Source organism: Acidovorax sp. GW823-FHT05D11 (genome assembly GCF_058795695.1).
In genome coordinates this window covers 4297539-4323172 of sequence record NZ_CM179502.1, presented here as the reverse complement: position 1 = coordinate 4323172, position 25634 = coordinate 4297539, and the positions used below count along the sequence as shown (strand labels likewise).

Sequence of the window (25634 nt, the reverse complement as noted above, 5' to 3'; positions counted from 1 at the left end):
GGTGATGGGGGCCGGGCTGGCGGAGGATTCAGCGCCGGTTCAAAGCCGCTCTTTGGCGTAGGAGCCCCGGTCCATGTCCACCACTTCCACGCTCAGCTGCACCATCACGCCCTGGGGGCGGGGTGTGCGTTCACGCAGCACGGCGGCGATGCGCCCGGAGAGTTCTTTCTTGGCCTCGGGCGTGCGGCCCGAGAGCAGACGCAGCTGCGCGTGCACGAACGCGCGCTGTGCCGGTGCGGTGCCGATCTCGAAGCTGTCGGCCACGATGAATCGGGTCTTCAGATCGGCCTCGTCCTGCACCTCGGGATGGGCGCACAGGGTGGCGTTGAGCGCAGCCAGGGTGTCCGCCTCGGGATAGTGGGGCAGGTTGCTGGAGTATTCGACGGTGAGATGGGGCATGGGATTCGTGATTCCGTTCTGGGCGGGGCACGCACTGTGCGCGCCGCGCCAGTTTAAGGGCGCGGGTTCACCGCCGGGCGCGCGGGGGCTTGCGCCGGTCAGGTTCCCAGGCCGGCCCCGGCCCGGGGGCGACGTTCCAGCCCTCGCGGGCGTCCGCGTGCGCTTGAAGGCCCGTGGCGAATGCGGGGCGGCCGCTCCTTGTTGACACGGCACCAGGGCCATGCGCGATTTGTGTTGCCGCGGAGCGGCCCGCCTGCTCAGAATCCGGGCGGCCCCGCGCTCACTGTGCGGGGCCCGCGCCGTGTGCCGGTTCGCAGGTTCCTGCCGTGCCGCCAGGAACATTGCCAGGGTGCTGCAACCCGTGGCGAACCGTGGCGCATGCGGCGGACGTGCAGGTGGGCAGCGGCTTTTCCTCAACCGTGTTCAGTAAAACCATGACATACCAAAAAATGATCCGACACACCGCTCTCGCCGTCCTGGCGCTGTGCGCCGCCACCGGGGCTGGCGCGCAATCGCCACCGCACTGGGAGTACAAGGGCAAGCACGGCGCCACGCACTGGGGCGCGCTGGAGGCGGGCTTTGGAGCCTGCGCGCGGGGTGCGGCGCAAAGCCCCGTGGACATCCGCAAGACCGTGAAGGAGGCGCTGCCGGCGCTCGAGTTCCAATACACGCCCGGGGCGCCCACGCTGGTCAACAACGGCCACACGGTGCAGGTCAACATGCCCGCCGGCAGCAGGCTCGTGGTCAACGGCAGGGCCATGGAGCTGCTGCAGTTCCACTTCCACACCCCCAGCGAGGAAGCCATTGGCGGCAAGCGCGCGGCCATGGTGGCGCACTTCGTGCACAAGGGCGAGGACGGCGGGCTGGGCGTGGTGGCCGCGCTGATACAGCCCGGCAAGCCCAATGCCGCGTGGGCTCCCATCTTTGCGCACCTGCCGCGCACCGGCGAGCAGCTGACGGTGCAGGGGCTCACCCTGGACGCCAGCGCCCTGTTGCCCGCCAGGAAAGGCTACTACAGCTTTGACGGCTCGCTGACCACGCCGCCGTGTTCCGAAGGCGTGCAGTGGATGGTGCTCAAGGAGCCCGTGAAGCTCGGCGCCCAGCAGATCAAGGCGTTTCGCCAGCTGTACAACGCCAACGCGCGGCCGTTGCAGCCGCTCAACGGGCGCGTGGTCAAGGAAAGCGCCTGACGGCCACTCCGGGGGACGGCGCTCCAGGGGGGCGCGGGGAGCACCGGCGGCGCCTGCCCTCAGCCGCTGACGGCCGCGCGCGCGCCGCTGGTGCCAGTGGCTGGCGGCTGCCGGGCGGCCACGTGGCGGGCCGCCGGGACCGCGTGGGCCGCATGCGCGGCCAGGGCGGCCAGCAACCGGTCCACATCGTGGGCCGTGTGGGCGGCCGACAGCGCAATGCGCAGCCGGGCCGTGCCTGCGGGCACGGTGGGCGGGCGGATGGCGGGCACCCACAGGCCCTCGCGGCGCAGGCTTTCCATCGCGGCCAGGGCGGCTTCGTTGCTGCCGATCACGAGTGCCTGCACCGCCGTGTGGGATGGCAGCAGTTGCCAGCCCAGTCCCGGGGGCAGCGTGGCCAGGCCTTCGCGCAGTTGCGCAATGCGCTGGCGCAGCCCCTCCCGCAGGTCGTCGGCGGCCGCCATCAGCTCCAGGCTCTTGCGCAAGGCGCTCGCCAGCAGGGGCGGCGCGGCGGTGGCGAAGATGTAGGTGCGCGTCTTCTGCAGCAGCCATTCGATGAGTGCCGCGTCGCCCGCCACGAAGGCGCCGGCGACGCCCGCCGCCTTGCCCAGCGTGGCCATGTAGAGCACGCGGCGCGACGCGGCGGCACCCGCCAGCCCCGCGTGCGCCAGGCTGCCGCGCCCCTGCGGCCCGAGCACGCCAAAGCCATGGGCGTCGTCCAGCAGCAGCAGGGCGTCGTAGCGCTCGCACAGCGCCAGCAGCGCCGGGATGTCGATCAGGTCGCCATCCATGCTGAAGACGGCATCGCTGACCACCAGCTTGCGCCGCGCGGGGCTGGCGGCCAGCGCGGCTTGCAGTGCCGCCAGGTCGGCATGCGGGTAGCGGTGGATGGTGGCGCGTGACAGCCGCGCGCCATCGATCAGGCAGGCATGGTTGAGCGCGTCGGAAAACAGTGCGTCGCCCGCGCCCACCAGGGCGGGGATGATGCCGGTATTGGTGGCATAGCCCGCGTAGAAGTACAGCGCCCGGGGCAATTGCACGAAGGCGGCCAGTTCCTGCTCCAGCGCCGCGTTGGCGGCGCTGTGCCCGCTGACCAGGGGCGAGCCGCCCGAGCCCACGCCAAAGGTGTGCGTGGCCTCGCGCGCGGCCTCGGCCAGCGCGGGGTGGCCGGCCAGGCCCAGGTAGTCGTTGCTGCAGAAGGCCAGCATGGATTGCCCGTCCACCAGCAGGTGGGCACCCCCTGCGGGCTGCACCACGCGGCGGCGGCGCAGCAGGTGGGCGCGCTCGAGGTCGGCGATTTGCCCTGGGATCTCGTCCAGCCAGGACGCGCAGGAGGTCGGCGCGGTCATAGCCACTCCCCGGGAAGCTCGAACACCAGGCCGCGCGCGTCGGGCAGTTCCTGGTAGGGCACCTCGGCCAGCAGCGGCGCGCCCAGGCGGTCCCGCAGGTAGGCGATGTTCTCTTCGGCCGCGTCCATGCCAGGGTCCACGCGGTTGGCCACCCAGCCGGCCAGCGCGAGGCCGCGCGCGCGGATCGCCTCGGCCGTGAGCAGCGCGTGGTTCAGGCAGCCCAGCCGCAGGCCCACCACCAGCACCACGGGCAGGGCCAGGGCCTGGGCCAGGTCGGCGCCGGTCTCGGTGTCCGACAGCGGCACGTGGAAGCCGCCCGCGCCTTCGACCACCACCGCATCGGCCTGGGCCGCCAGGGCCTGGTAGCTGCGCACGATGGCCGCGATGTCGATCCGCACCCCGGCGCGCGCGGCGGCGATGTGGGGCGAGAGCGGATCGAGCAGCAGCACGGGGTTGTCCAGCTCGGGCGCCACGGCCAGCGTGGAGGCCGAACGCAGCGCGATCGCGTCCTCGCTGGCCCAGTCCTCGCCCCAGGGCACCACGCCCGCGGCCACCGGCTTCATGCCGACCACGCGGCGGTGGTGTGGCGCCAGGGCGTGCAGCAGGCCGGTGGACACCAGCGTCTTGCCGACGCCCGTGTCGGTGCCGGTGACAAAACATCCAATCATGGGGTCTCCTCCTGCAGGGTGGCGTTCAGTGCGCCCAGCGCGCCCTCGGCGAGGCGCTGCACGGCCTCTTCGTCGAGCACATAGGGTGGCATCGCGTACAGCGTGTGGCCGATGGGGCGCAGCACCAGCCCCCGCGCCATGGCGTGCTGGTGGTAACGGCGTGCGAAGTCGGGCAGCGTGGTGTCGATGTCCCACGCCCAGATCATTCCCAGGCGCCGCGCGTGGCGCACGCTCGGATGGCGGGTGAGCGGCATGCAGGCCGCGTCGATGCGCAGGGCCAGGGCCGCGTTGGCGTTGAGGGTGTCGAGCTGGCCGAACAGCTCCAGCGTGGCCAGCGCCGCGCGGCAGGCCAGCGGGTTGCCGGTGTACGAATGCGAGTGCAGAAAGCCGCGCGCCACATCGTCGTCGTAGAACGCGGCATACACCGCGTCGGTGGTGAGCACGGCCGACAGCGGCAGCGTGCCGCCCGTGAGGCCCTTGGACAGGCAGATGAAGTCCGGCCGGATGCCCGCCTGCTGGTGCGCGAACATCGTGCCCGTGCGGCCAAAGCCCACGGCGATCTCGTCCACCACCAGGTGCACCTCGTAGCGGTCGCACAGCGCGCGCGCCAGGCGCAGGTACTCGGGGCTGTGCATGGCCATGCCGGCGGCGCACTGCACCAGCGGTTCGACGATGAGCGCGGCGGTGCTCGCGTGGTGCTCGGCCAGCCAGGCATCGAGCGCCTGGGCACTGCGACGCGCCACGTCCTCGGCGCTTTCGCCGGGCGCCGCGCCGCGCGCATCGGGGCTGGGCACGGTGGCGGCCAGGCGCACCAGCGGCGCGTAGGCCTCGCGGAAGATCGCGATGTCGGTCACGGCCAGCGCGCCCACGGTCTCGCCGTGGTAGCCACCGGCCAGACCCACAAAGCGGCTCTTGGCGGGGCGACCCATGTTGCGCCAGTAGTGCGCACTCATCTTCAGGGCGATCTCGGTGGCCGCCGCGCCGTCGCTGCCGTAGAACGCATGGCCCAGGCCCGTGAGCGCGGAGAGGCTTTCCGACAGCTCCACCACCGGCGCATGCGTGAAGCCGGCGAGCATCACGTGGTCGAGCCGCTCCAGCTGGTCGGCGAGGGCCGCCTTGATGTGCGGGTGGCTGTGGCCAAAGAGGTTGACCCACCAGGAGCTGATGCCGTCGAGGTAGCGCCGGCCTTGCGTGTCGTAGAGCCAAGGCCCCTGTGCGCGCGCGATGGCCACGGGCGGCTGGGCCTCGTGCCGCTTCATCTGCGTGCAGGGGTGCCAGACGCTGGCGAGGCTGCGGGCCACCAGGCCGTCGTGCAGGGGCTGCATGTTCATCACAGGGCCTGTGTGGGCACGGCGTGGCGCAGTCCGGTCTGGCGGTTGTGCTCGTCCACGAACACCAGTTGCGGCTGGTGCGTGGGCACCTGGTCCTCATGCACCTGGGCGAAGGCCGCGATGATGATGAGGTCGCCCACGGCGGCGCGGCGCGCGGCCGAGCCGTTCACCGAGATCATGCCGCTGCCGCGCTGGCCCTTGATGGCGTAGGTGATGAAACGCTCGCCGTTGTTGATGTTCCAGACGTGGATCTGCTCGTTCTCGGCGATGTCGGCAGCATCGAGCAGGTCTTCGTCGATGGCGCAGGAGCCTTCGTAGTGCAGCTCGCACTGGGTCACGGCGACGCGGTGGATCTTGGATTTGAGCAAGGTACGGAACATCGGGCTTCCTTGGATGAAGTCGGTGGCGGCGCGGGCTGGGTCTGCCGGCGGGGCAGGTGGTGTGTCAGCGCGCGGGCAGGTCGAGCAAGCAGCTGTCGCCCAGCGCGTCGCGCCACACGCGCACGCGGCTCACGCGCGGCTGCAGTTCGGCGGGCAGCGCCTGGGCGATGAAGACGCACAGGTTCTCGAGCGTGGGCGTGCCCAGGCCCGGCACGTCATCCAGCATGTGGTGGTCGAGTTGCCCGCGCACCACCTCCAGGCCCCGGCGCAGCAGGCCCAGGTCCAGCACCATGCCAGTGGCGGGGTCGCGCGGGCCGCTGAGCGAGACCTCGGCGTGGTAGGTGTGGCCGTGCACGCGGCGGCTGCCTTCGGCCTCGATCTCGCGGCGCAGGGTGTGGGCGGCGTCGAAGAAGAAGCGCTGGGAAATGGTGAACAACATACGGAAATCAACAACAAAAATGCCGCATCACCGGATGCCGGTGAGCTTGTGGGTCTGCAGGCTCAGGCGCCATGCGGGGTGCGCCAGGCAGGCGTCGATGCAGGCGGCGGTGTTCTGGCGCTGCAGCAGGCCGTCCATGGGCTGCAGGAAGCGGTGGGTGAACTGGGTGTCCTGCTCCAGCGCCCGCAGGTCGAACCCGGGCTGGGGCCACACGAGTTTCAGCTCCTGTCCGCTGCGCTGGACCCACGGTGCACCGGCCTTGGGGCTGATGCACAGCCAGTCGATGCCCTCGGGCGCTTTCACGGTGCCGTTGCTCTCCACGGCGATGCGGAACTGCTGGGCGTGCAGTGCGTCGATGAGTTCAGCGTCCACCTGCAGCAGGGGCTCGCCACCGGTCAGCACCACCAGCCGGTGGCCTGCGCCGGCAGGCCACTGCGCGGCGATGGTGTCGGCCAGCAGCGTGGCGGTGTCGAACTTGCCGCCCAGCGTGCCGTCGGTGCCCACAAAGTCGGTGTCGCAGAACTGGCAGATGGCCTGCGCGCGGTCCTGCTCGCGGCCCGTCCAGAGGTTGCAGCCCGCAAAGCGGCAGAACACGGCAGGCGTGCCTGCCTGGCCGCCTTCACCTTGCAGGGTGTAGAAAATTTCCTTGACGCTGTAGGTCATCGGGGCACCGGGGGGACGAGGATGGTAGGGGCGGCTGGGGCTGCGATCTCAGGGTAGTCGCGGCTGAAATGCAGGCCCCGGCTTTCGCGGCGCAGCTGCGCGCTTTTCACGATCAGGTCGGCCACCTGCACCAGGTTGCGCAGCTCCAGCAGGTCGCGCGTGATGTGGAAGTGCGCGTAGAACTCCTGGATCTCGCCCTGCAGCATGGCGATGCGGTGCGCGGCGCGCTCCAGGCGCTTGTTGGTGCGCACGATGCCCACGTAGTCCCACATGAAGCGGCGCAGCTCGTCCCAGTTGTGGGAGATGACGACGGACTCGTCGGCGTCGGTCACGCGGCTGTCGTCCCAGGCGGGCACGGCGGGCAGATCGGCGGTGGGGGCCGTGGCAATGGCCTGGGCGGCAGCGCGTGCGAACACCATGCATTCGAGCAGCGAGTTGCTGGCCAGCCGGTTGGCGCCGTGCAGGCCGGTGCAGGCCACCTCGCCCACGGCGTACAGGCCGGGCAGGTCGGTGCGGCCGGCCAGGTCGGTCAGCACTCCGCCGCAAGTGAAGTGGGCCGTGGGCACCACGGGGATGGGCTCTTTGGTGATGTCGATGCCCAGCGCGGCGCAGTGGGCCAGGATGTTCGGAAAGTGTTCCTGCAAGAACGCGGGGCTCTGGTGCGAGATGTCCAGGTGCACGCAATCGAGGCCGTGTTTCTTCATCTCGAAGTCGATGGCGCGGGCCACCACGTCGCGCGGGGCCAGTTCGGCGCGCGGGTCATGGTCCAGCATGAAGCGCGTGCCGCCCGCCGAGGGGGGTAGCAGCAGCCTGCCGCCTTCGCCGCGCACCGCCTCGCTGATGAGGAAGGACTTTTCGTGCGGGTGGTACAGCCCCGTGGGGTGGAACTGGATGAACTCCATGTTCGCCACGCGGCAGCCCGCGCGCCACGCGGCGGCGATGCCGTCGCCCGTGGCGGTGTCGGGGTTGGTGGTGTACAGGTACACCTTGCCCGCGCCGCCCGTGGCCAGGATGGTCTGCGGCGCACGGAAGGTCACCACCTCATCGGTGTCGCTGTCCAGCGCATGCAGGCCGAGGCACCGGTGGCCGGGCAGGCCCAGCTTGCGCGTGGTGATCAGGTCCACCAGCGTGTGCTGCTCGAACAGCGTGATGCCGGGCGTGGCGCGCACCACGTCGATCAGCGTGCGCTGCACGGCCGCGCCGGTGGCGTCGGTCACATGGGCAATGCGGCGCGCGCTGTGGCCGCCTTCGCGCGTGAGGTGCAGCTGGTCGCCTTCGAGCGTGAAGGGAACGCCCAGCTGGCGCAGCCAGGCGATGGAGGCGGGGGCGTTCTCGACCACGAAGCGCGTGGTGGCCAGGTCGCACAGGCCCGCGCCCGCCACCAGCGTGTCTTCGATGTGGGCGGCAAAACTGTCGTCATCGGCCAGCACGGCGGCAATGCCGCCCTGGGCCCAGCCGCTCGATCCATCCTGCAGCGTGCGCTTGGTGATCACGGCCACGCGGTGCGTGGGGGCCAGGTGCAGCGCGGCCGAGAGGCCTGCGAGGCCGCTGCCTACGATGAGAACGTCGAAGTCGTGGGATGCCATGGAAGGTGTCAGTTGCCGTTGAAGTGGGCGCGGCTCCCGGCCGGGGCCACCGTGGAGCCGGCTTTGCCAGGCCACCGGTGGCGTCCCCCTCCCGCGCAGCGAGAGAGGGGGAAGCGGCGCAGCCGCTCAGGGGGTGTCATGCCGGTACATAGGCGAGGCGCACGTAGATGGGTGCGAAGGCCTCGGCCTGCGTGATCTCGATCAGCGTCTCCTTGGCCAGCTCCAGCAGGGCGATGAAGGTCACCACCAGCACGGTGCTGCCTTTTTCGGGCTCGAAGAGTTCTTCAAACTCCACGAAGCGGCGGCCCTGCAGCGTCTTGAGCACCATGCTCATGTATTCGCGCACGCTCAGCTCTTCGCGCGTGATCCTGTGGTGCTGCACGAGCTTGGCGCGTTTCAGGATGTCGCGCCAGGCGTCCTGCAGCTCCACCACGTGCACGTCCGGAAAGCGCGGCTGCAGGCTTTGCTCGATGTAGACCTGGGCTTTCAGGAAGTCGCGCCCGTACTGCGGCAACTGCCCCAGGCGGGCGGCGGCCATCTTCATCTGTTCGTATTCGAGCAGGCGGCGCACCAGCTCGGCGCGCGGGTCTTCGGGCTCCTCGCCCTCGGCCTGCTTCTTGGGCGGCAGCAGCATGCGCGACTTGATCTCGATCAGCATCGCCGCCATCAGCAAATACTCGGCCGCCAGCTCCAGGTTGCGGCTGCGGATCTCGTCCACATACGCCAGGTACTGCTTGGTGACCCCCACCATGGGGATGTCGAGGATGTTGAAGTTCTGCTTGCGGATCAGGTACAGCAGCAGATCGAGCGGGCCTTCGAAGGCTTCAAGGAAGACTTCGAGCGCATCGGGCGGGATGTACAGGTCCGTGGGCAGGGCGAACAGCGGCTCGCCATACAGGCGCGCCAGCGCGACTTGGTCGACCACGTCGGGCATGCCGCCCGCGTTCAGCGCGGCCGTGCCCGCCGGATCATCGGACGCCTCGGGCACGCGCGCGGTGGTCATGGATATTTGCTATTGAAAATATAGCTATCAGCGCTTATTGATCAAGCGCTGGGGGCCAATTTGATGCCCGGGTCGGCTCAGTCGGCGTTCGTCTGGTAGACGTAGGGCTTTTGCTCGACCTGGGCTTCGCGGTACTCCCCCCAGATCTTGCGGTCCACCTGCTTGTCCCACAGCAGCGCGCGGCCGGCCAGCTGCTGGCTTTCCAGCTCGGGCTTGCTGGCCTTGAGCTGGTTGATGAACTGGGTGGCATCGGATTGGTAATCGGGGCGGCGGAAAATGGACATGGACTGTTAACCTCTTTGCCGTGGATTTTACCGGGACCGACTCATGCCCTTGATATATCGCGCCGCCGCCCTGGCGGCCGCCACTTTTTCGTTGCTGGCGCTTGCCGCCTGCGACCCGCAACGCATCAGCGAACTCAAGGAGGGCGTCTCCACCGAGGCCGACGTGCGCGACCGCTTCGGCGCCCCCGAGAACGTGTGGGACGAGCCCGGCGGCGCGCGCACGTTCGAATACAACCGCCAGCCCGCCGGCCAGGTCAACTACATGATCACCATCGGCGCCGACGGCCGCATGACGGCGCTGCGCCAGGTGCTCACCCCCGAGAACTTCGCGCGCGTGGTGCCCGGCATGCGCATGGACGAGGTGCGCCGCCTGCTGGGCAAGCCCGCCAAGGTCACGCCCTATGAACTGAAGCGGGAAACCCATGCCGACTGGCGCTACCTGGAGGCACCCAACCAGGCCAAGGTGTTCACCGTGGTCCATGGGCCCGACCAGTTCGTGCTGCGCACCCAGACGGGGGCCGACCTGGAGGCGCCGGAGTTCAAGGGCGGCAAGTAGCCGCGCGGCGGGTCACACCGGCAGGTCCTCCAGCCCCTGCGCCGCCAGCCGGGCGGCAAAGCCCGAGCGCTCGATCAGCGAGCGCGGCTGCTCGTGCAGGTGCACCAGGCGCAGCCGCCCGCCGCGCGCGGCCACGGCCTTGAGGATCTGCGCCAGCGCGTCGAGCCCCGTGGTGTCCAGCGCCACCAGCTCGCTGGCGTCCAGCACCACGTCCATGCCGGGCGGGCCGGTCTCCACGGCCTGGAGGATGGGGTCGATCTTGGCGGCGGCGCCGAAGAACAGCGCGCCATGCAGGCGCCAGGTGGCCGTGGGCCGCCCCTGGACCGGGGCGCCTTCGGGCGGCTCCGGCTGGCGCACCACGCGGAAAAGCCCGCTCATGCGCCGCACGAACAGCGCGCAGGCCATGAAGAGGCCCACCTCCACCGCCACCGTGAGGTCGAACACCACCGTGAGGAAGAACGTGCCCAGCATCAGCAGCCGGTAGTGGTTGCTGAAGTGCTTGAGGCGCACGAACTCGTGCCACTCACCCATGTTCCAGGCCACGTACAACAGGATGCCCGCCAGCACCGCCAGCGGAATGTGCAGCGCCAGCGGGGCGGCCACCAGCACGATCACCAGCAGCGTGAGCGCATGCACCATGCCCGCCACGGGCGAGGTGGCGCCCGCGCGGATGTTGGTGACGGTGCGCGCAATGGTGCCGGTGGCGGGCATGCCGCCGAAGAACGGCACCACCAGATTGGCCAGCCCCTGGGCCACCAGCTCCTGGTTGGGGTCGTGTTTTTTGTGGTGCGGGTCGGTGGCCAGCTGGTCGGCCACGCGGGCGCACAGCAGCGATTCGATGGCGCCCAGCAGCGCGATGGTGAGCGTGGGCGTGACCAGCAGGCGCACCGTGTCCCACGAAAAATCGGGCAGCGCGAACACCGGCAGCGCCTGCGGAATGCCGCCAAACCGCGAGCCGATGGTCTCCACCGGAAACTCCATCGCCCAGGTCAGCAGGCTCAGCGTGACCAGCGCCACGACGGGCGCGGGCACGCGCGCGAAGCTGCGCACGGTGTGGCGCTCCAGCACCTGCATCACGGGCGAGCCCTTCATCATCAGCCTGGGCCAGACGAACAACCCGGCCACGCAGGCCGCGCCCAGCCCGAAGGCATAGGGGTTGAGGCTGTCCGCGTGCCGCGCCAGCGCATCGATCTGCGAGAAGAAATTGCCCGGCATGCGGTCGATGGACAGGCCCAGCCAGTCCTTGACCTGCGACAGCGCGATCAGCACGGCAATGCCGTTGGTGAAGCCGATCACGATGCTCACCGGCACGAAACGCACCAGCGTGCCCAGCCTGAAGAGCCCCAGCAGCACCAGCAGCGCGCCCGCGCAGGCGGTGGAGATGAGCAGGTTGGCCACGCCGTAGCGCTCGACGATGCCGTAGACGATGACGATGAATGCGCCCGCCGGTCCGCCGATCTGCACGTTGGTGCCCCCCAGGGCGGAGATCAGGAAGCCCGCGATGATCGCCGTCCACAGCCCCGCCTCGGGCTTGAGGCCGCTGGCGATCGCGAACGCCATGGCCAGCGGCAGCGCCACGATGCCCACCGTCACCCCCGCGCCCACATCGGCCAGCCAGCGGCCCTTGTCGTAGCCGCGCAGCGCATCGAGCAGGCGGGGGTGGAAGGCGAGTGAAAACTGCATGGTGGCGGGCACTTTCTTTTCGGCGGCTCTGCGGCGGCCCAGGGCCCCGGCACCGCCGGGATGCAGCCACCACCGCCATCAACGCGGGGCAGACTTCAGTGTAGTGAGCCGGGTGCGCAGCGCAATGGGGCGAAGCCGGTGCGGTCGCCAAGCACATTGCGTGCCGAATGTGCCCGTTGCCAGGGGCCGCGCGGGGGGGCGGGTTGTGGATGGAACTTTAAAATTGATAGCAAACTATTGAACTACAACCAGCGGTGGCAGCCGGAAATTCTTCGAATTCTGCCCGCTCAGGGATGGACATCGGGCATGGAGCCCGCGCTCCCTGGCATATTGCTTGCTGTTCTTGCACGGCCATCCCGGCCCCCGCTCCGCGCGGATTGATGTGATGCCAGCGTGATCCCCTCCATGACCGACACCCCCGCCAATGACTCCAGCGCCGCTGGCGATGCCCATGCCGACGCCTCCACCCTGCGCCATGGTGCGTTCGAGGATGTACAGGCCCTGTTCGCCGGCACGCTGTTCGTGGCCATGGCGCTCATGCTGTTCAACCAGGCGGGGCTGCTGGTGGGCGGCACGGCGGGCGCGGCGTTTCTGCTGCACTACGTCACGGGCATCTCGTTCGGCAAGCTGTTCTTCGCGGTCAACCTGCCGTTCTACTGGTTTGCCTGGACGCGCATGGGGCGCGAGTTCACGGTCAAGACCTTTGTCTGCGTGGCCCTGCTGTCGCTGCTGACCGAGCTGTTCCCTCATGTGATGCACGTGGACTACCTGAACCCGCTGTTCGCATCCTTGCTGGGCGGGCTGCTGCTGGGCACGGGCTGCCTGTTCCTGGCGCGCCACCGCTCCAGCCTGGGCGGGGCCACCGTGGTGTCGCTGTACCTGCAGGCCCGCTACGGCATGCGTGCGGGCAAGGTGCAGATGATGATCGACGGCACCGTGGTGCTGCTGGCGCTCTTCGTGGTGCCGGTGGACCGCGTGGCGTATTCGGTGCTGGCCGTGCTGGTGATGAGCGGGTTCCTGTGGATCAGCCACCGGCCGGGGCGGTATGTGGGGCATTGAAGGCGGCGCTCAGAACCGGTAAAGCCAGCCCGCCGTCACCGCCGGCTGGCTCGATCTGTTGACCAGCGGGCTGTTCTTGATCGCGCTGGCCAGCCGCGTGCTGCTCACGTCCACGAACAACCACTGCCGCGGCGCCAGCGCGTAGCCCACGCGCAGGCCGGCCTGCAGGTTCACGGCGGAGCTGCCTTCATGGGCCGGGCGGCCTGCGCGGGCCTCCGCGCCTTCCACGCCGTAGTAGTAGTCCACATACTTGCGGTCCTGCCGCTGCACCGACACACGGGGGGTGATGTCCCACGCACCGAGCTGGAAGCGGCGCTCGGCCTTCAGCGTGAACTGGCGCCCTTTGCTGTGGCCGGAGGCATCGGCCAGCAGCTCGGCCGAAAGCTGCACCGGCCCCGTGTCCCAGCTGGCGGCCGCGCCCAGCCAGAGGCTGCCCTTGCGCTCCTGCATGCCGGTCAGAAAGGGCGAGTCCTTGGCCTCGTAGCCCTCGAAACCGAAGCGCGACCGCAGCCGCAGGCCCACGGGGCCGGCCGGCGGCAGCTTGACATCCACGCCCGGGCCGGCAATGTGGACCCAGCGGTTTTCGTAGGTGAGCAGGGGCAGCGGCTGCGCCTTGTCGTCGAAGTCGCGGTAGGGCTTGCGGTCGGCGCTGACGGCCAGGCCCGCCCCCCAGGTGGAGGTGGGGGCGTCCTGCTGCGCCCAGGCGGCGGGCGCCAGCGCCGCCAGGGTGGCCGCGATGACCGCCGCGCGGCCCCGCAGGGTGTGGTGGGTGGGGGAGGGCAGGCGAGGGCAGTGCGTCATGGGTTCGGGTTCCAGAAAGAAGAAAAAAGAAAAGGGGCGGGCCAGGCCGGGCGTGCCTGCGGGCCGCACGCCGCAGGCAGGGGGCCGGTGCACTGTAGGAATGCTTTCTTAGCGCCGGGTTAGCCCTGCGCCGTCCTGGGTGGGCGCCGCGCTCATGGCGGGCTAAGAATTCCGCGCTACGCTGTGCACCACCCTGAAAGCCCCAAGGAGAACCCTGTTGCGCGCACTGCTGGTGGAAGACGACGACATGATCGGGCGCAGCCTGTCGCATGCGCTCAAGGGGGCGGGCTGGTCCGTGGACTGGGTGCGCAACGGCGAACTGGCCCACAGCGCCCTCGCCGATGGCGACTACAGCTGCGTGCTGCTGGACCTGGGCCTGCCGGGGCTCGACGGCACCGAGGTGCTGCGCCGCGCCCGTGCGCGCGGCGACCTCACGCCGGTGGTGGTGCTTACCGCGCGCGACGGTGTCGAGGACCGCGTGCACGGCCTGGACATCGGTGCCGACGATTACCTGCTCAAACCCTTCGAGGTGGCCGAGCTGCTGGCCCGCATGCGCGCCGTGCTACGCCGGCGCAGCGGCGTGGCCCAGTCGCTGGTGGGCAATGGTGCCCTGCAGCTGGACCTGGCCACGCGCGAGGTGCTGCAGGGCGGCGCCCGCGAGGCCCTCACCGCCCGCGAATTCGCGCTGCTGCATGCGCTGCTGGAGCGCCCCGGCGCCATCCTGTCGCGCGAGCAGCTGGAAAACCGCATCTACGGCTGGGGCGAGGAGGTCAGCAGCAACGCGGTGGACGTGCTCATCCACGGCATGCGCCGCAAGCTCGGGCCCGACGCCATCCGCAACGTGCGCGGCCTGGGCTGGCGGGTGGCGGCGCCATGACGGGGCCGGTGCGCGAGCACGCGGCCCGCTGGTACCGCCCCCGGTCCCTGCGCGGGCAGATCCTGCTGTGGCTCGCGCCCTGGATCCTGGTGGGCGCCGTGGTGGCGGGCTGCGCGTTCTGGGCGAGCTACAGCGCGCTCATCCACACCTTCATGCAGTACCAGATGGAGGTGTTGGCGCGTTCCCATGCAGCCGGCGGGCAGGGGCCGGCGGGCACCAGTGATGGCGGCGACGGCCGGGACGCTGGCCACGGGGTCGAGCCCCTGCCGCTGCTCAGCGATACCAACATCCTGGACTGGGGCGCCTTTGCCGTGCAGGTGTGGTCGGCCGACGGGCGGCTGCTGGCCACGTCGCGGCCCGACACCGGTGTGCCACTGCAGGCCGCGCCAGGGCACGGTCTGCTGCGCACCCACGATGCCTGGGCGCCTGGGTGGCGCGTCTACACCGCGCCAGCGGCCGGGCCGCACCAGCGCCGCGTGCAGGTGCTGCAAAGCGAGAAATTCCTGCAGGAAGAAGTGGCGGTGCGCACGCTGTACGTCATCGTGCCCATGGCGCTGCTGGTACCGGCGCTGCTGTTCTCGCTGTGGCTGGTGGTGGGGCGCGCATCGCGCTCGCTGCGCATGGTGGCCGATGAAGTGGCCCAGCGCGACGACCGCAGCCTGGGCGCCATCCGCATGGACCGCGTGCCCGAGGAGATCGTGCCCCTGGTGGGTTCCTTCAATGCACTGCTGGCGCGCCTGGGCGAGGCCTTTGCCGCGCAGCGCCGCTTCGTACAGGACGCCGCCCACGAGCTGCGCACGCCCATGGCCGCGATGGCGCTGCAGCTGGAGAACCTGCGCCCCTTCGTGCCTGCGGGCGATGCGCAGCAGCAGTTCGCGCAACTGGACGCGGGCATGCGCCGGGCGCGGCACCTGGTCGGCCAGTTGCTGCGCCTGTCGCGGCAGGAGGCGCCGGTGTCTGCGCAGGCACCCACTGCGCCCGTGGACATCACGGCCCTGCTGCGCGACTGCGTGGGCCAGCTGATGCCCCTGGCGGACCAGCGCCGCATCGAGGTCGGTTTTGCCGGAGACGGGCAGGTGGCGGTCCACGCCGCTGCCAGCGAACTGCGCAGCGTGTTCGACAACCTGCTGGACAACGCCCTGCGCTACACGCCCGAGGGCGGTGCGGTCGAAGTGCGGCTGCACCGTCTGGACAGCGGCGCGGTGGTGGACATCGTCGACAACGGCCCCGGCATTCCGCCAGAGCTGCTGGAGCGGGTCTTCGACCGCTTCTTCCGCGTGCCCGGCAACGACGCCGACGGCAGCGGGCTGGGCCTGGCCATCACCCGCGCGGCAGCGCTGCGCCAGGGCTTGCGGGTGGAGCTGCGGGCGCGGGACGACGGCGCCGCGGGCCTGCTGGCGCGGGTGCATCTGCCCCCACTCCAGCCCGCGCCCGCGCCGCTGCTAACACCCGCCTAAGGCGCTGCTAACACGGGGCTCAGACGCAATTTCTAGAGTGGATGGACTTCCATTTCACAGAAAGTTGCCATGTCTCCACGTACTCTCGCCCCCGCCCTGGCTTGGGGTTTGCTCGCGCTGTCGGCCCTGGCCGTCGGCATTGTCTCGTTGCGCTATGCGCTGCCCGGCATGCCCTTCCCGATGGACCTGCCCAGCCTGCAGTCGGCGCCCCGGGCTTTCGTGGTGCACGCGGTCAGCGCATCGCTGGCACTGATGCTGGGCCCGCTGCAATTGATGGCGGCATGGCGCACCCGGTTTCCGGCCCTGCACCGCTGGGTGGGGCGCGGGTATGTGGCGGCGATTGCGGTGGGCTGGCTCTCGTCGCTGCCCCTGGCACTGGATGCGATGACGGGTCCCGTGGCCGTCCTGGGTTTCCTGGCGCTGGGCGTGGCCTGGATAGTGGCGACCGGCATGGGCTTGCTGCGCGCGCTGCAGCGCCGTTTTGCCGAGCACCGGCGCTGGATGGTGCGCAGCTATGCGCTCACGGCGGCAGCCATCACGCTGCGCGTCTACCTGGGGGGCAGCATGGCCCTGGGGGTGGATGAGCAGGTGTCCTACCCCTTCATCGCCTGGCTGTGCTGGGTGCCCAACCTGCTGGGCGCCGAGTGGTACCTGCGGCGACAGGCGCTGCGCGCGGGCCGGCTGCAGCGGTCGCCGCCGCTGGCATCGCTGTGAGCGAACGAGCGGCGGGGCCCGGGAAGGCAACGGCCGGCGCGGCCGTTGCAGTGCTTCAGCGCACCCGCATGCCGGGCGTGGCGCCGGGCCAGGGGTTGAGCACGTAGATGCCGGGGTTGGCCTTCTCGTCGCCATGGCTGGCGGCCAGCACCATGCCTTCGGAGACGCCGAACTTCATCTTGCGCGGCGCGAGGTTGGCCACCATCACCGTGTGCTTGCCGATCAGGTCGGCGGGCTGGTAGGCGCTGGCGATGCCTGAAAAGACATTGCGCGTGCGGCCTTCGCCCACGTCCAGCGTCAGGCGCAGCAGCTTGGTGGAGCCTTCGACCGGCTCGCAATTCACGATCAGCGCGATGCGCAGGTCGATCTTGGTGAAGTCGTCGATGGTGATGGTGGGGGCCAGTTCCTCGCCGCCGGGGGATGCTATTGTTTCAGTAGCTGTTGGCGCTTGTTCTGCCTGCGCTGGAGCCTCAAACAATGCTTCCAGCTGCTCGGGGGTCACGCGCTGCATCAGGTGCTGGTAGGGGGTGATCGCCTGCACGTCGCCCGCCACGTCCCACTGCCGCATGTCCACACCCACAAAGCCTTGCACGGCCTGGGCCAGGCCCGGCAGCACGGGCGCCAGGTAGCGCGTGAGCGCGGCGAAGGTGTTGATGAGCACCGAGCAGACCTGGTGCAGCGCCTCGTTGTTGGCCGCGTCCTTGGCCAGGTCCCAGGGCTTGTTCTGGTCCACATAGGCGTTGACCTTGTCGGCCAGCTGCATGATCTCGCGCGTGGCCTTGCTGTACTCGCGGGTTTCGTACATCTGCGCGATGGCGCCGCTGGCACCGCGCACCTCGGCCAGCAGGGCCGCGCCCGTGGCGCCGAAGTCGCTGGTGAGCTTGCCGTCGAAGCGCTTGGTCAGGAATCCCGCAGCGCGGCTGGCAATGTTCACGTACTTGCCGATCAGATCGCTGTTCACGCGCAGCATGAAGTCCTCGGCGTTGAAGTCGATGTCTTCGTTGCGCGCGCTGAGCTTGGCCGCCAGGTAGTAGCGCAGCCATTCGGCGTTCATGTTCAGGCTCAGGTACTTGAGCGGGTCCAGGCCGGTGCCACGGCTCTTGCTCATCTTCTCGCCGTTGTTCACGGTGAGAAAGCCATGCACGAACACGTTGTCGGGCGTCTTGCGGCCGCTGAAGTGCAGCATGGCGGGCCAGAACAGCGTGTGGAAGGTGACGATGTCCTTGCCGATGAAGTGGTACTGCTCGGTGTCGGCAGCGGCCATGTATTCGTCGAACGAGCGGGTGTCGCCGTGTTTTGCCTTGGGGCCGCCCTTGTCGAACCAGTTCTTGAGCGAGGCCAGGTAGCCCACGGGGGCGTCGAGCCACACGTAGAAGTATTTGCCCGGCGCGTCGGGGATCTCGATGCCGAAGTAGGGCGCGTCGCGGCTGATGTCCCAGTCGCCCAGGCCTTCGCTGGTCGTGCCGTCCGGATTGGTGCGCACGGTGAACCATTCCTTGATCTTGTTGGCCACCTCGGGCTGCAGCTTGCCGTCCTGCGTCCACTTCTCCAGGAACTCCACGCAGCGCGGGTCCGAGAGCTTGAAAAAGAAATGCTCGGAGTTCTTCAGCTCGGGCTTGGCGCCGGACAAGGCCGAGAACGGGTTGATCAGGTCGGTGGGCGCGTACACCGTGCCGCACACCTCGCAGTTGTCGCCATACTGGTCCTTGGCATGGCACTTGGGGCATTCGCCCTTGATGTAGCGGTCGGGCAGGAACATGTTCTTCTCGGGGTCGAAGAACTGCTCGATGGTGCGCACCTCGATCAGCGAGCCGTCGGCGCGGTCGCGCAGGTCGCGGTAGATCTGGCGGGCCAGCTCGTGGTTCTCTGGCGCGTCGGTGCTGTGCCAGTTGTCGAAGCTGATGTGAAAGCCGTCCAGGTACTGCTTGCGGCCCGCGGCGATGTTGGCCACGAACTGCTGTGGCGTGACGCCCGCCTTCTCGGCGGCGATCATGATGGGCGCGCCATGCGTGTCGTCGGCGCCCACGAAGTTCACCGCGTGGCCCTGCATGCGCTGGAACCGCACCCAGATGTCGGCCTGGATGTATTCCATGATGTGGCCGATGTGGAAGTTGCCGTTGGCGTAGGGCAGAGCGGTGGTGACGAAGAGTTTGCGTGCGGATGACGTCATGAAAAGCGGCTTTCTCAGGCGGAACCCGCGATTTTAGGCGTTTGGCGCCCTGCCTCGCGGCCGCGGGCGCTCCAGCCCCGCGCGCGGGTCGCGCAGGTGCCAGCGAACGGGCCCCGGGCAGGGTGCGCGGGGGCTCGCCGGGCCCACAATGCCTGGCACCGACCACAACGGAGGAACGCCGATGGCAAAGAAGCTGGTGAGGAGACTGGGATGGAGCGCCGCTGGCGCCGTGCTGGTGCTGGCGGCCTACCTGGCATGGTGGCCCGTGCCCATCCGGCCCGTGGCCTGGAGCGCCCCGCCCGCGCCCGGCTACCAGGGCGTGCATGCGCCCAACACGCGGCTGGCCCAGCTGCAGGTGATCGACCTCCACGGCGAGGTCGGCCCCGAGCACATCGCCGTGGGCAGGGACGGCAAGCTCTACACCACGGTGCTCAGCGGCAACATCCTGCGCATGAACCCCGATGGATCGGGCCAGGAGGTCTTTGCCAATACCGGCGGGCGGGTGCTGGGCTTTGACTTCGACGCGGCGGGCCACCTCATCGCGGCCGATGCGGTCAAGGGCCTGCTGTCCATCGCGCCCGATGGCAAGGTCACCGTGCTGGCCGACAAGGTGGGCAGCGATCCCATCCGCTATGCCGACGGCGTGGTGGTGGCCCAAAGCGGCAAGATGTACCTGAGCGACGCCTCCACGCGTTTTGCCCCCCAGGACTGGGGCGGCACCTTCGAGGCCAGCGTGCTCGACATCCTGGAGCAGGCCAGCACGGGCCGGGTGCTGGAGTACGACCCCGCGACTCGCGCCACGCGCGTGGTGGCCCGGGGCCTGAGCTTCGCCAACGGCGTGGCGCTCAGCCAGGACGAAAAGAGCCTGTTCGTCAACGAAACCGGCAAGTACAGGGTGTGGAAGATCGCGGTGGACGCGAACGACCTGGACATCAGCCTGCCCGGAGCCCAGGCCAGCGTGCTGCTCGACAACCTGCCCGGCTACCCCGACAACCTGATGCGCGGGATGGACGGCCGCATCTGGCTGGGCTTTGCCAAGCCGCGCGGCGCGGCCATCGACAACATGGCCGGCAAGCCCTGGCTGCGCAGCCTGACGCTGCGCCTGCCGCGTGCGCTGTGGCCCATCCCCCAGCCGTACGGCCACGTGATCGCGTTCGCCGACGACGGCAAGGTGGTGGCTGACCTGCAGGACCCGGCGGGCGCCTACCCGGAAACCACGGCCATCACCGAGACGGCGGACCGGCTGTATGTGCAGAGCCTGCACGCGCACGGCCTGGGCTGGCTGCGCAAGGACGTGCTCAAGGCGCGGTAGCGGACGCCAGGGCGGACCGGCGGCCCTTCAGGCGTGCTCGCGGGTCTGAATGTCCGCGCCGCTGTCGGTCCAGCCGAAAAAGCGGCACACCTCGGCGCGCATGGCCAGCGTGTCGGCCCGGCCCAGGGCCATCAGCTCTTGCGTGTAGCCGGATTCGAACAGCAGGTAGCTGGCCAACGCCGCGCCGCGCACATCCGCCATGTTGGACGTGACGCCCAGCGCCGCCAGCATGGCGCGCACGGGGGCCGGCAGGTCGCCCACATGGCGCGCTGCCACCGCGTCGAGCCGCTGCGAAGGCGCGATCACCAGCAGTTCGATGGGCCGCAGCGCGCTGTGCGCGCGCACGTCGGGGGGGATCAGCGACAGCGTCTGGTTGACCCGCTGCACCCGCTCCACGTCGACCGCCAGCGCGTCCAGAAAGATGTTGGACAGCGCATGCCCCGCGATCTGCGCGAGCGTGGGGTAGCTGGGCGTGGGGTTGGCCGCGGCGTCGCCCCGGGGCTCGTGCATGCGGCCCGCGCCGATCACCAGGATGCGCTCGGCCCCCAGGTGGATGGCGGGCGCGATCGGGGCCGACTGCCGCATGGAGCCATCGCCGAAGTACTCGGTATGGTCGTCGATCGTGATGCCCTTGGCCGGGAAGATGAACGGAATGGCCGAGGACGCGAGCAGGTGCTCGTGCGTGATGCGGTCGCGCGCAGCCTTGCGCTGCGAGCGCACCCAGGGCTGCACCGGCGCGTTGGATTCGAAGAACGTGACGTGCTCGCCCGAGCTGTAGCTCGATGCCGTGACCGCCAGCGCGGTGAGGTGCCCCTTGCGGATGAGCCGGGGCAGGCGCACCAGGGGCACCATCTTCACCAGCAGTTTCTCCAGGGGCGAGTTGTCCAGCAGCGACCGGGGCCGCATGCGGCGCCACCGCGCCAGCGCCCAGCCCATGGACAGCAGCGTGAGCCAGCGCGCCCCGCTGCGCATCACGGACAGCGAATCGGCGCCATACACCTGGCTGGCATGGAACTGGCGCCACACGCGTGCGATGCGGCGCACCGCGCGGTCGAAGTTGTCGGCCCCGCAGGCCAGCGCCGCCGCGTTGATGGCGCCCGCGGAGGTGCCCGTGATGATGGGAAACGGATTGGGCCCGCCGCCCGCGCCACAGGCATTGCGGATGTCGGCGATCGCCTCCAGCACGCCCACCTGGTAGGCGGCGCGGGCACCGCCGCCGGTCAGCAGCAGGCCGGTGGGGCGGGCGGGCGGGGCCGCGGGAGCGGGGGCGCAGGCGTCGGTGGGGGGGCTGATCGATGGCATCGTCGAAGGGGTGGGTGATGTGCCAAGTGTGGAGTCCGCCACCGGTCGCTCCATCTGGGAAAACCCGCATGGCGGGCTGCGGGGCGGGCCGGCGGGGCGTGGATCAGCGCCGGCTGCTCAGCAGCAGTGCCGCCACTGCATCGCCCTGCAGCACGGCGATCCCATGGTCGCGGGCATACAGGCGCGCGTTGTCGCTGACCTGCCCCAGGGCCGCCACATAGATGCCCGCCGGAGCGTCGCGGGCCACCATGGCCGCGTGCAGTTCGCGCAGGGGCTCCACGCCATGGGTGGCGGCCTTCCAGCGCTTGGCGCTCACCAGCGTGGTCTTGCCGCTCAGGGTCAGGCGCATGTCGGCCCCGGCGTTGTTGCCGTTGATCCGCTCCACGGTGTAGCCCGCCCGGGTCCAGGCGGATGCCAGGGTGTCGGCAAAGCTGCGCCAGGGCATGCTGCCCACGGCCTCCAGCATGTCGGCCACCTGGGCCGGGTTGGGGGCGCGCAGCTGCTTCCAGGCCGCGATGCAGCCCACCACGAAGATGGGGAAACCCGCGAGCGCTCCCACCACGAAGTACTCCTTGGGCAAGAGGGCGCCCGCCGCCAGGACAATGAGGCCGACCACCACGAAGCTGACCCACCAGGGCGAGCGCAGCAGCATGGCAAACAGGGACTTTTCGGCCATCTTGAATTTCACGGGGGTCCTTTTCTTTCGGTTTTGGGCGCAGGCGGCGGCAACGCGGCGCATTGTCCTTCAGACGCGGAGGGCACGGCGCTTGGATAGACTACCCGCCTCTTCTGGAGATTATTGAATGGCAGTCACCGAACAGGGCCTCTTGGCCGCACTTTCCAGCGTGCTGGACCCCCACACCGGCAAGGATTTCGTCAGCACCCGGGCCCTGCGCAACGTGCAGATCACCAGCGGCGACGTGGCCTTCGACGTGGAACTGGGCTACCCCGCCAAGAGCCTGGTGCCCGAGCTGCGCCGCAGTCTCGTGGCTGCCGCCAAGGGGATTGCCGGCGTGGAGAACGTGTCGGTCAACATCACCACCAAGGTCATCGCGCACGCCGTGCAGCGCGGCGTGCAGCTACTGCCCCAGGTCAAGAACATCATCGCCGTGGCCTCGGGCAAGGGCGGCGTGGGCAAGAGCACCACGGCCGCCAACCTGGCCCTGGCGCTGGCTGCCGAGGGCGCCAGCGTGGGCGTGCTCGACGCCGACATCTACGGCCCCAGCCAGCCCATGATGCTGGGCATCAACCGCCGCCCCGAAAGCGACGATGGCAAGACCATGGAGCCGCTGGAGAACTACGGCGTGCAGGTCATGTCCATCGGCTTCCTGGTGGACCAGGACGAAGCCATGATCTGGCGCGGCCCCATGGCCACCCAGGCACTGGAGCAGCTGCTGCGCCAGACCAACTGGAAGGACCTGGACTACCTCATCATCGACATGCCGCCCGGTACCGGCGACATCCAGCTCACGCTGTCCCAGCGCGTGCCCATGACCGGCGCGGTGATCGTCACCACCCCGCAGGACATCGCCCTGCTGGATGCCAAGAAGGGCATCAAGATGTTCGAGAAGGTGGGCGTGCCCATCCTGGGCATCGTCGAGAACATGGCAGCCCATGTGTGCAGCAACTGCGGCCACGTGGAACATATCTTTGGCGCCGATGGCGGCAAGAAGATGGCAGCCGAATACAACATGGACTACCTGGGCGCGCTGCCGCTCGACATGAGCATCCGCCTGCAGGCCGACAGCGGCAAGCCCACCGTGGTGGCCGACCCGGATGGGGACGTGGCCAAGATCTACAAGAAGGTGGCGCGCGACGTGGCGGTGAAAATCGCCCAGCAGGCCAAGGACTTCTCCAACAAGTTCCCCACCATCTCGATCAGCAAGAACACCTGATCTCCGTGGGCTGCCGCACTGCGCCATGAACCTGCTCGCGTCCCTGCGCTACCTCGTGGCGCTGCACGAGCACCGGCACTTCGGCCGGGCGGCGCAGGCCTGCCACATCACGCAACCCGCGCTGTCGAACGCGCTGCGCGCGCTGGAAAAAGAGTTTGGGGTGGTGGTGGTGCGCCGGGGCCGCAGCTTCGAGGGCTTCACGCCCGAGGGGGAGCGTGTGCTGGCCTCGGCCCAGCGCATGCTGCATGAACACCAGGTGCTGCAGCAGGACCTGTTGAGCGATGCCGCCCATCCGCGCGGCACCTTGCGCCTGGGCGCCGTGCCCACGGCCATGCCCATCCTGGCGCGGTTTGCGGCGCAGCTGCAGGCGCGGCACCCCGGCATCGCGCCCGTCGCGCTGTCCATGAGCTCGCAGGCGCTGGAGGCGGGGCTGGAAAGTATTTCCCTGGACCTCGCGCTGGGCTACACCGAGCGCATGCCCGCGCGCGGCGGCCAACTGCGGGCCTGGCCGCAGTACGTGGAGCACTATTTCCTGCTGCGGCGGGCCAGCAGCCCGAAAGGGCACGGCCTGCAGATGGGCGGGCCCGTTGGCTGGGCCGAGGCGGCGCGCCTGCCGCTGTGCCTGCTCACCCCCGAGATGCACAACCGCAGCCTGGTGGATGGCGCCTTCCGCAGCGCGGGGGCCACGGTGCGGCCCGCCATGGAAACCGATTCGGTTCTCACGCTGGCCTTGAGCGTGGTGGCCGGCAACCTGTGCAGCGTGCTGCCGGGCGCGCTGGTGGATGCGGTGCGGGGCCATGACGGGCTAGAGGCGCTGCCCCTCCTGGCGCCCGTGCTCACCACGCCCATCGGCTTCATGTCGCACCGCCAGGTGCAGCCCACCCGCGCGCTCGATGCCGCGCTGGCCTTGGCGCAGGATGCCGACTGGCTGCGCCACGCCGCCGCGCACAGCGGATTGCTGGCGGCGTAGCCGCAGGACTCTAGGGCCTTGCCGGCTGAGCCCGTGCGGCGCTCGGGACGGCCTGCACCGTGGCTGCCCCGGCCGCCACACGGGATGCCAGGTGATGAAAGCCGGCGCTTCGCCAGCTTGAGCAGCGTGAAACTCATGACGGCGAAGCAGGGGCGCCGCAAGCCGGACCAGCGGAACTAGCGGACCGGTGGCGGGGTGGTGAGGTACCCTTCGCGGCGCATCAGGTCGGCCACCGCCTTCGCGGCCTGCGCCAGCGCCGTCTCTGCGGGCTGCTTGCCTGAAATCACCTCGTGGATGCTCTTGCCCAGTATGTCGGTATTGATGGTGTCCCACTCCGGAATGATGGGCCGCCAGTTGGGGTTGGCATCCCCGATGCTGCGCAGGAGCATCTGGAACTCGGGGTATTTCCTCCCCAGGTCGGGGTCGGCCAGGGTGGACAGCCGGTGGGGCACGCCGCCCAGGTGGCAAACCGACTTGTCCTGCTGCTTGGCGGTGAGCCATTGCATCAGCAGGAATGCGCTGTCCGGGTTCTTCGACTGGGCGGGGATGGCCAGTCCCAGGCCTCCGGTCTGGGACGCATAGCGCGCGCCGCGGGGATGGCGCACATAACTTACCTTGCCATTGATCTTCGAGATCTTCTCGTCGCGGACCGCACCGAAGATGAGGGTCGAGTCCAGGTACATGGAGGCCTGCCCTTGCAGGAACGCATTGAGCATCTCCGTCTGGCCCGCCGCCAGCGCGTTGGGAGGGCCGGTGTCGATGATCTTCTTGAGCAGGTTGGCGGCGCGGACTCCGGCCGAATCATGCAGGCGGGGCTGCCAGTTGTTCTCGAACACGCCGCCATTGAGCGGGTTCAGGTGCAACAGCCAGGCATGCACGCACTGGTGGCCTTCCTTGCCGCGCGAGGCCAGCGACCCCATGGCGGTCTTTTCCCGCAGGAGCGGCAGCAGCTGTTCCAGCTGGAAGTACGACTCGGGCGGCTTCAGGTTGAACTTCTCGAAGATGTCGTGCCGGTAGGCCAGCACCGAGGTCTCGGCTCCATAGGGCAGCCCGTAGAGCTTGGCGGCCCCGCCGGCCAGGTAGCCTTTCCATCCCCCGACCAGGCCGATGTTCTCCCGGAATCCCGCGATGATGTCGGGCAGGTCGAAGTCCTCGGGGGTGAGCTGCCGGTTGTTCAGGTAGGGCTCGATATCCCGGATGAGGCGCTTCTTGACGTACTCGCCTTTCCACATCACCACATACGACACGAGGTCGAAGTCGCACTGCGGCTTGGCCATCTCCTCCAGCTGCCTCTTTTTCATCTCCGCGATGGGGAGCTGTTCAAACTCGACCTGAATGCCGGTTTCGCTGGTGAACGTGGGGAACAGTTTCGTGGCGGCGTCGTAGTGGTGGTGCCTGGGGATGCTGATCCTGAGCTTCTGGCCCCGGTAGGGGGCATACCTGTTCCGGGCGCGCGATGCCCCCGGGAAGAAGGCGGGGATGGTGGCGGCGCACAGCGATTGGACGAGCAGTCTGCGTTGCATGGGTTTTTTCCTGTCTCGGGGGGGAG

The 25634-nt window shown here is 69.4% G+C and carries 25 protein-coding genes; 9 read left to right on the top strand and 16 right to left on the bottom strand.

Annotation, left to right across the window (positions count from 1 at the left end; translation table 11 throughout):
- Positions 1 to 39 precede the first annotated feature (39 nt).
- Positions 40 to 399, bottom strand: a complete 360-nt coding sequence (locus tag AC3RCE_RS19885) for a 5-carboxymethyl-2-hydroxymuconate Delta-isomerase (protein WP_218295901.1) — start codon at positions 397 to 399, stop codon at positions 40 to 42.
- A gap of 434 nt (positions 400 to 833) precedes the next feature.
- Between AC3RCE_RS19885 and AC3RCE_RS19880 the strand changes: the two genes are divergently transcribed.
- Positions 834 to 1589, top strand: coding sequence for a carbonic anhydrase (locus AC3RCE_RS19880; RefSeq protein WP_492253767.1), 756 nt, complete (start codon positions 834 to 836; stop codon positions 1587 to 1589).
- Between the two features lie 59 nt (positions 1590 to 1648).
- Here the strand turns inward: AC3RCE_RS19880 and bioF are convergent, their stop codons facing one another.
- The 9 genes from bioF to AC3RCE_RS19835 form a co-directional block, all read right to left on the bottom strand.
- The gene (gene bioF / locus AC3RCE_RS19875) at positions 1649 to 2935 is read right to left on the bottom strand and encodes an 8-amino-7-oxononanoate synthase (protein ID WP_255591027.1); all 1287 of its coding nucleotides are present in this window, start codon (positions 2933 to 2935) and stop codon (positions 1649 to 1651) included.
- On the bottom strand, positions 2932 to 3603 hold the full coding sequence (gene bioD / locus AC3RCE_RS19870; protein ID WP_218295899.1) for a dethiobiotin synthase: 672 nt from the start codon (positions 3601 to 3603) through the stop codon (positions 2932 to 2934). The genes bioF and bioD overlap by 4 nt, the downstream gene beginning before the upstream one ends.
- Complete coding sequence (gene bioA / locus AC3RCE_RS19865; protein ID WP_492255415.1) at positions 3600 to 4928, bottom strand: adenosylmethionine--8-amino-7-oxononanoate transaminase; 1329 nt, start codon at positions 4926 to 4928, stop codon at positions 3600 to 3602. Before bioA ends, bioD begins: the two co-directional genes overlap by 4 nt.
- Before the next feature lie 5 nt (positions 4929 to 4933).
- A complete protein-coding gene (gene panD / locus AC3RCE_RS19860) occupies positions 4934 to 5314 on the bottom strand; it encodes an aspartate 1-decarboxylase (protein ID WP_492253766.1) in 381 nt (126 codons plus the stop codon).
- A gap of 64 nt (positions 5315 to 5378) precedes the next feature.
- On the bottom strand, positions 5379 to 5753 hold the full coding sequence (locus tag AC3RCE_RS19855) for a 6-carboxytetrahydropterin synthase (protein ID WP_218295897.1): 375 nt from the start codon (positions 5751 to 5753) through the stop codon (positions 5379 to 5381).
- Positions 5754 to 5780: 27 nt separating this feature from the next.
- Positions 5781 to 6416 carry a 7-carboxy-7-deazaguanine synthase gene (queE, locus tag AC3RCE_RS19850; RefSeq protein ID WP_218295896.1) on the bottom strand — a complete coding sequence of 212 codons (636 nt, stop codon included), beginning with the start codon at positions 6414 to 6416 and terminating at the stop codon, positions 5781 to 5783.
- Entirely contained in the window at positions 6413 to 8002 is a 1590-nt protein-coding gene (gene nadB, locus AC3RCE_RS19845) for an L-aspartate oxidase (protein ID WP_218339549.1), read from the bottom strand. Before nadB ends, queE begins: the two co-directional genes overlap by 4 nt.
- Before the next feature lie 136 nt (positions 8003 to 8138).
- Positions 8139 to 9005: a segregation and condensation protein A gene (locus tag AC3RCE_RS19840; RefSeq protein ID WP_218295894.1), complete on the bottom strand. Its 867-nt coding sequence runs from the start codon at positions 9003 to 9005 to the stop codon at positions 8139 to 8141.
- A 77-nt stretch (positions 9006 to 9082) separates the two neighbouring features.
- The gene (locus AC3RCE_RS19835) at positions 9083 to 9289 is read right to left on the bottom strand and encodes a DUF3460 family protein (protein ID WP_218295893.1); all 207 of its coding nucleotides are present in this window, start codon (positions 9287 to 9289) and stop codon (positions 9083 to 9085) included.
- A 43-nt stretch (positions 9290 to 9332) separates the two neighbouring features.
- Between AC3RCE_RS19835 and AC3RCE_RS19830 the strand changes: the two genes are divergently transcribed.
- Positions 9333 to 9845: an outer membrane protein assembly factor BamE gene (locus AC3RCE_RS19830; RefSeq protein ID WP_218339548.1), complete on the top strand. Its 513-nt coding sequence runs from the start codon at positions 9333 to 9335 to the stop codon at positions 9843 to 9845.
- A gap of 12 nt (positions 9846 to 9857) precedes the next feature.
- On the opposite strand, the gene AC3RCE_RS19825 is transcribed toward AC3RCE_RS19830, so the two are convergent.
- Positions 9858 to 11528: a SulP family inorganic anion transporter gene (locus AC3RCE_RS19825; RefSeq protein ID WP_492253765.1), complete on the bottom strand. Its 1671-nt coding sequence runs from the start codon at positions 11526 to 11528 to the stop codon at positions 9858 to 9860.
- A gap of 405 nt (positions 11529 to 11933) precedes the next feature.
- Between AC3RCE_RS19825 and AC3RCE_RS19820 the strand changes: the two genes are divergently transcribed.
- On the top strand, positions 11934 to 12587 hold the full coding sequence (locus tag AC3RCE_RS19820; RefSeq protein WP_218295890.1) for a YitT family protein: 654 nt from the start codon (positions 11934 to 11936) through the stop codon (positions 12585 to 12587).
- Between the two features lie 9 nt (positions 12588 to 12596).
- Here AC3RCE_RS19820 and AC3RCE_RS19815 read toward each other — a convergent pair whose 3' ends face one another.
- Positions 12597 to 13388, bottom strand: coding sequence for a MipA/OmpV family protein (locus AC3RCE_RS19815; RefSeq protein WP_492253764.1), 792 nt, complete (start codon positions 13386 to 13388; stop codon positions 12597 to 12599).
- Positions 13389 to 13605: 217 nt separating this feature from the next.
- On the opposite strand from AC3RCE_RS19815, the gene AC3RCE_RS19810 reads away from it, so the two are divergent.
- The 3 genes from AC3RCE_RS19810 to AC3RCE_RS19800 all read left to right on the top strand — a co-directional run bounded on the left by AC3RCE_RS19810 (position 13606) and on the right by AC3RCE_RS19800 (position 16436).
- Positions 13606 to 14265 carry a response regulator gene (locus AC3RCE_RS19810; RefSeq protein WP_492253763.1) on the top strand — a complete coding sequence of 220 codons (660 nt, stop codon included), beginning with the start codon at positions 13606 to 13608 and terminating at the stop codon, positions 14263 to 14265.
- A complete protein-coding gene (locus AC3RCE_RS19805) occupies positions 14262 to 15722 on the top strand; it encodes a sensor histidine kinase (RefSeq protein ID WP_492253762.1) in 1461 nt (486 codons plus the stop codon). Before AC3RCE_RS19810 ends, AC3RCE_RS19805 begins: the two co-directional genes overlap by 4 nt.
- A gap of 69 nt (positions 15723 to 15791) precedes the next feature.
- Positions 15792 to 16436 carry a DUF2306 domain-containing protein gene (locus AC3RCE_RS19800; RefSeq protein WP_492253761.1) on the top strand — a complete coding sequence of 215 codons (645 nt, stop codon included), beginning with the start codon at positions 15792 to 15794 and terminating at the stop codon, positions 16434 to 16436.
- A gap of 55 nt (positions 16437 to 16491) precedes the next feature.
- Here AC3RCE_RS19800 and metG read toward each other — a convergent pair whose 3' ends face one another.
- A complete protein-coding gene (metG, locus tag AC3RCE_RS19795) occupies positions 16492 to 18606 on the bottom strand; it encodes a methionine--tRNA ligase (protein WP_492253760.1) in 2115 nt (704 codons plus the stop codon).
- A gap of 181 nt (positions 18607 to 18787) precedes the next feature.
- Here metG and AC3RCE_RS19790 point away from each other — a divergent pair, with 181 nt between their 5' ends.
- Positions 18788 to 19918: an SMP-30/gluconolactonase/LRE family protein gene (locus AC3RCE_RS19790; protein WP_492253759.1), complete on the top strand. Its 1131-nt coding sequence runs from the start codon at positions 18788 to 18790 to the stop codon at positions 19916 to 19918.
- A 27-nt stretch (positions 19919 to 19945) separates the two neighbouring features.
- On the opposite strand, the gene AC3RCE_RS19785 is transcribed toward AC3RCE_RS19790, so the two are convergent.
- Positions 19946 to 21220: a patatin-like phospholipase family protein gene (locus AC3RCE_RS19785; protein ID WP_218295883.1), complete on the bottom strand. Its 1275-nt coding sequence runs from the start codon at positions 21218 to 21220 to the stop codon at positions 19946 to 19948.
- 103 nt (positions 21221 to 21323) lie between these two features.
- Positions 21324 to 21908, bottom strand: a complete 585-nt coding sequence (locus tag AC3RCE_RS19780; RefSeq protein ID WP_492253758.1) for a restriction endonuclease — start codon at positions 21906 to 21908, stop codon at positions 21324 to 21326.
- Positions 21909 to 22023: 115 nt separating this feature from the next.
- Between AC3RCE_RS19780 and apbC the strand changes: the two genes are divergently transcribed.
- Positions 22024 to 23115, top strand: coding sequence for an iron-sulfur cluster carrier protein ApbC (gene apbC, locus AC3RCE_RS19775; RefSeq protein WP_492253757.1), 1092 nt, complete (start codon positions 22024 to 22026; stop codon positions 23113 to 23115).
- Between the two features lie 25 nt (positions 23116 to 23140).
- Complete coding sequence (locus AC3RCE_RS19770; RefSeq protein ID WP_218339540.1) at positions 23141 to 24085, top strand: LysR substrate-binding domain-containing protein; 945 nt, start codon at positions 23141 to 23143, stop codon at positions 24083 to 24085.
- A 176-nt stretch (positions 24086 to 24261) separates the two neighbouring features.
- On the opposite strand, the gene AC3RCE_RS19765 is transcribed toward AC3RCE_RS19770, so the two are convergent.
- Positions 24262 to 25608, bottom strand: coding sequence for an ABC transporter substrate-binding protein (locus AC3RCE_RS19765; RefSeq protein ID WP_218339539.1), 1347 nt, complete (start codon positions 25606 to 25608; stop codon positions 24262 to 24264).
- Positions 25609 to 25634: the final 26 nt, after the last annotated feature.

Coding starts and splice junctions, on each gene's coding strand:
- AC3RCE_RS19770 (WP_218339540.1), top strand. CDS start 23,141: ATGAACCTGCTCGCGTCCCTGCGCTACCTCGTGGCGCTGCACGAGCAC.
- bioA (WP_492255415.1), bottom strand. CDS start 4,928: ATGCAGCCCCTGCACGACGGCCTGGTGGCCCGCAGCCTCGCCAGCGTC.
- apbC (WP_492253757.1), top strand. CDS start 22,024: ATGGCAGTCACCGAACAGGGCCTCTTGGCCGCACTTTCCAGCGTGCTG.
- AC3RCE_RS19765 (WP_218339539.1), bottom strand. CDS start 25,608: ATGCAACGCAGACTGCTCGTCCAATCGCTGTGCGCCGCCACCATCCCC.
- AC3RCE_RS19830 (WP_218339548.1), top strand. CDS start 9,333: ATGCCCTTGATATATCGCGCCGCCGCCCTGGCGGCCGCCACTTTTTCG.
- AC3RCE_RS19805 (WP_492253762.1), top strand. CDS start 14,262: ATGACGGGGCCGGTGCGCGAGCACGCGGCCCGCTGGTACCGCCCCCGG.
- AC3RCE_RS19785 (WP_218295883.1), bottom strand. CDS start 21,220: ATGCCATCGATCAGCCCCCCCACCGACGCCTGCGCCCCCGCTCCCGCG.
- AC3RCE_RS19835 (WP_218295893.1), bottom strand. CDS start 9,289: ATGTCCATTTTCCGCCGCCCCGATTACCAATCCGATGCCACCCAGTTC.
- AC3RCE_RS19790 (WP_492253759.1), top strand. CDS start 18,788: ATGGCAAAGAAGCTGGTGAGGAGACTGGGATGGAGCGCCGCTGGCGCC.
- AC3RCE_RS19885 (WP_218295901.1), bottom strand. CDS start 399: ATGCCCCATCTCACCGTCGAATACTCCAGCAACCTGCCCCACTATCCC.
- AC3RCE_RS19840 (WP_218295894.1), bottom strand. CDS start 9,005: ATGACCACCGCGCGCGTGCCCGAGGCGTCCGATGATCCGGCGGGCACG.
- metG (WP_492253760.1), bottom strand. CDS start 18,606: ATGACGTCATCCGCACGCAAACTCTTCGTCACCACCGCTCTGCCCTAC.
- AC3RCE_RS19880 (WP_492253767.1), top strand. CDS start 834: ATGACATACCAAAAAATGATCCGACACACCGCTCTCGCCGTCCTGGCG.
- bioD (WP_218295899.1), bottom strand. CDS start 3,603: ATGATTGGATGTTTTGTCACCGGCACCGACACGGGCGTCGGCAAGACG.
- nadB (WP_218339549.1), bottom strand. CDS start 8,002: ATGGCATCCCACGACTTCGACGTTCTCATCGTAGGCAGCGGCCTCGCA.
- AC3RCE_RS19825 (WP_492253765.1), bottom strand. CDS start 11,528: ATGCAGTTTTCACTCGCCTTCCACCCCCGCCTGCTCGATGCGCTGCGC.
- AC3RCE_RS19800 (WP_492253761.1), top strand. CDS start 15,792: ATGTCTCCACGTACTCTCGCCCCCGCCCTGGCTTGGGGTTTGCTCGCG.
- AC3RCE_RS19815 (WP_492253764.1), bottom strand. CDS start 13,388: ATGACGCACTGCCCTCGCCTGCCCTCCCCCACCCACCACACCCTGCGG.
- bioF (WP_255591027.1), bottom strand. CDS start 2,935: ATGACCGCGCCGACCTCCTGCGCGTCCTGGCTGGACGAGATCCCAGGG.
- panD (WP_492253766.1), bottom strand. CDS start 5,314: ATGTTCCGTACCTTGCTCAAATCCAAGATCCACCGCGTCGCCGTGACC.
- AC3RCE_RS19855 (WP_218295897.1), bottom strand. CDS start 5,753: ATGTTGTTCACCATTTCCCAGCGCTTCTTCTTCGACGCCGCCCACACC.
- AC3RCE_RS19820 (WP_218295890.1), top strand. CDS start 11,934: ATGACCGACACCCCCGCCAATGACTCCAGCGCCGCTGGCGATGCCCAT.
- queE (WP_218295896.1), bottom strand. CDS start 6,416: ATGACCTACAGCGTCAAGGAAATTTTCTACACCCTGCAAGGTGAAGGC.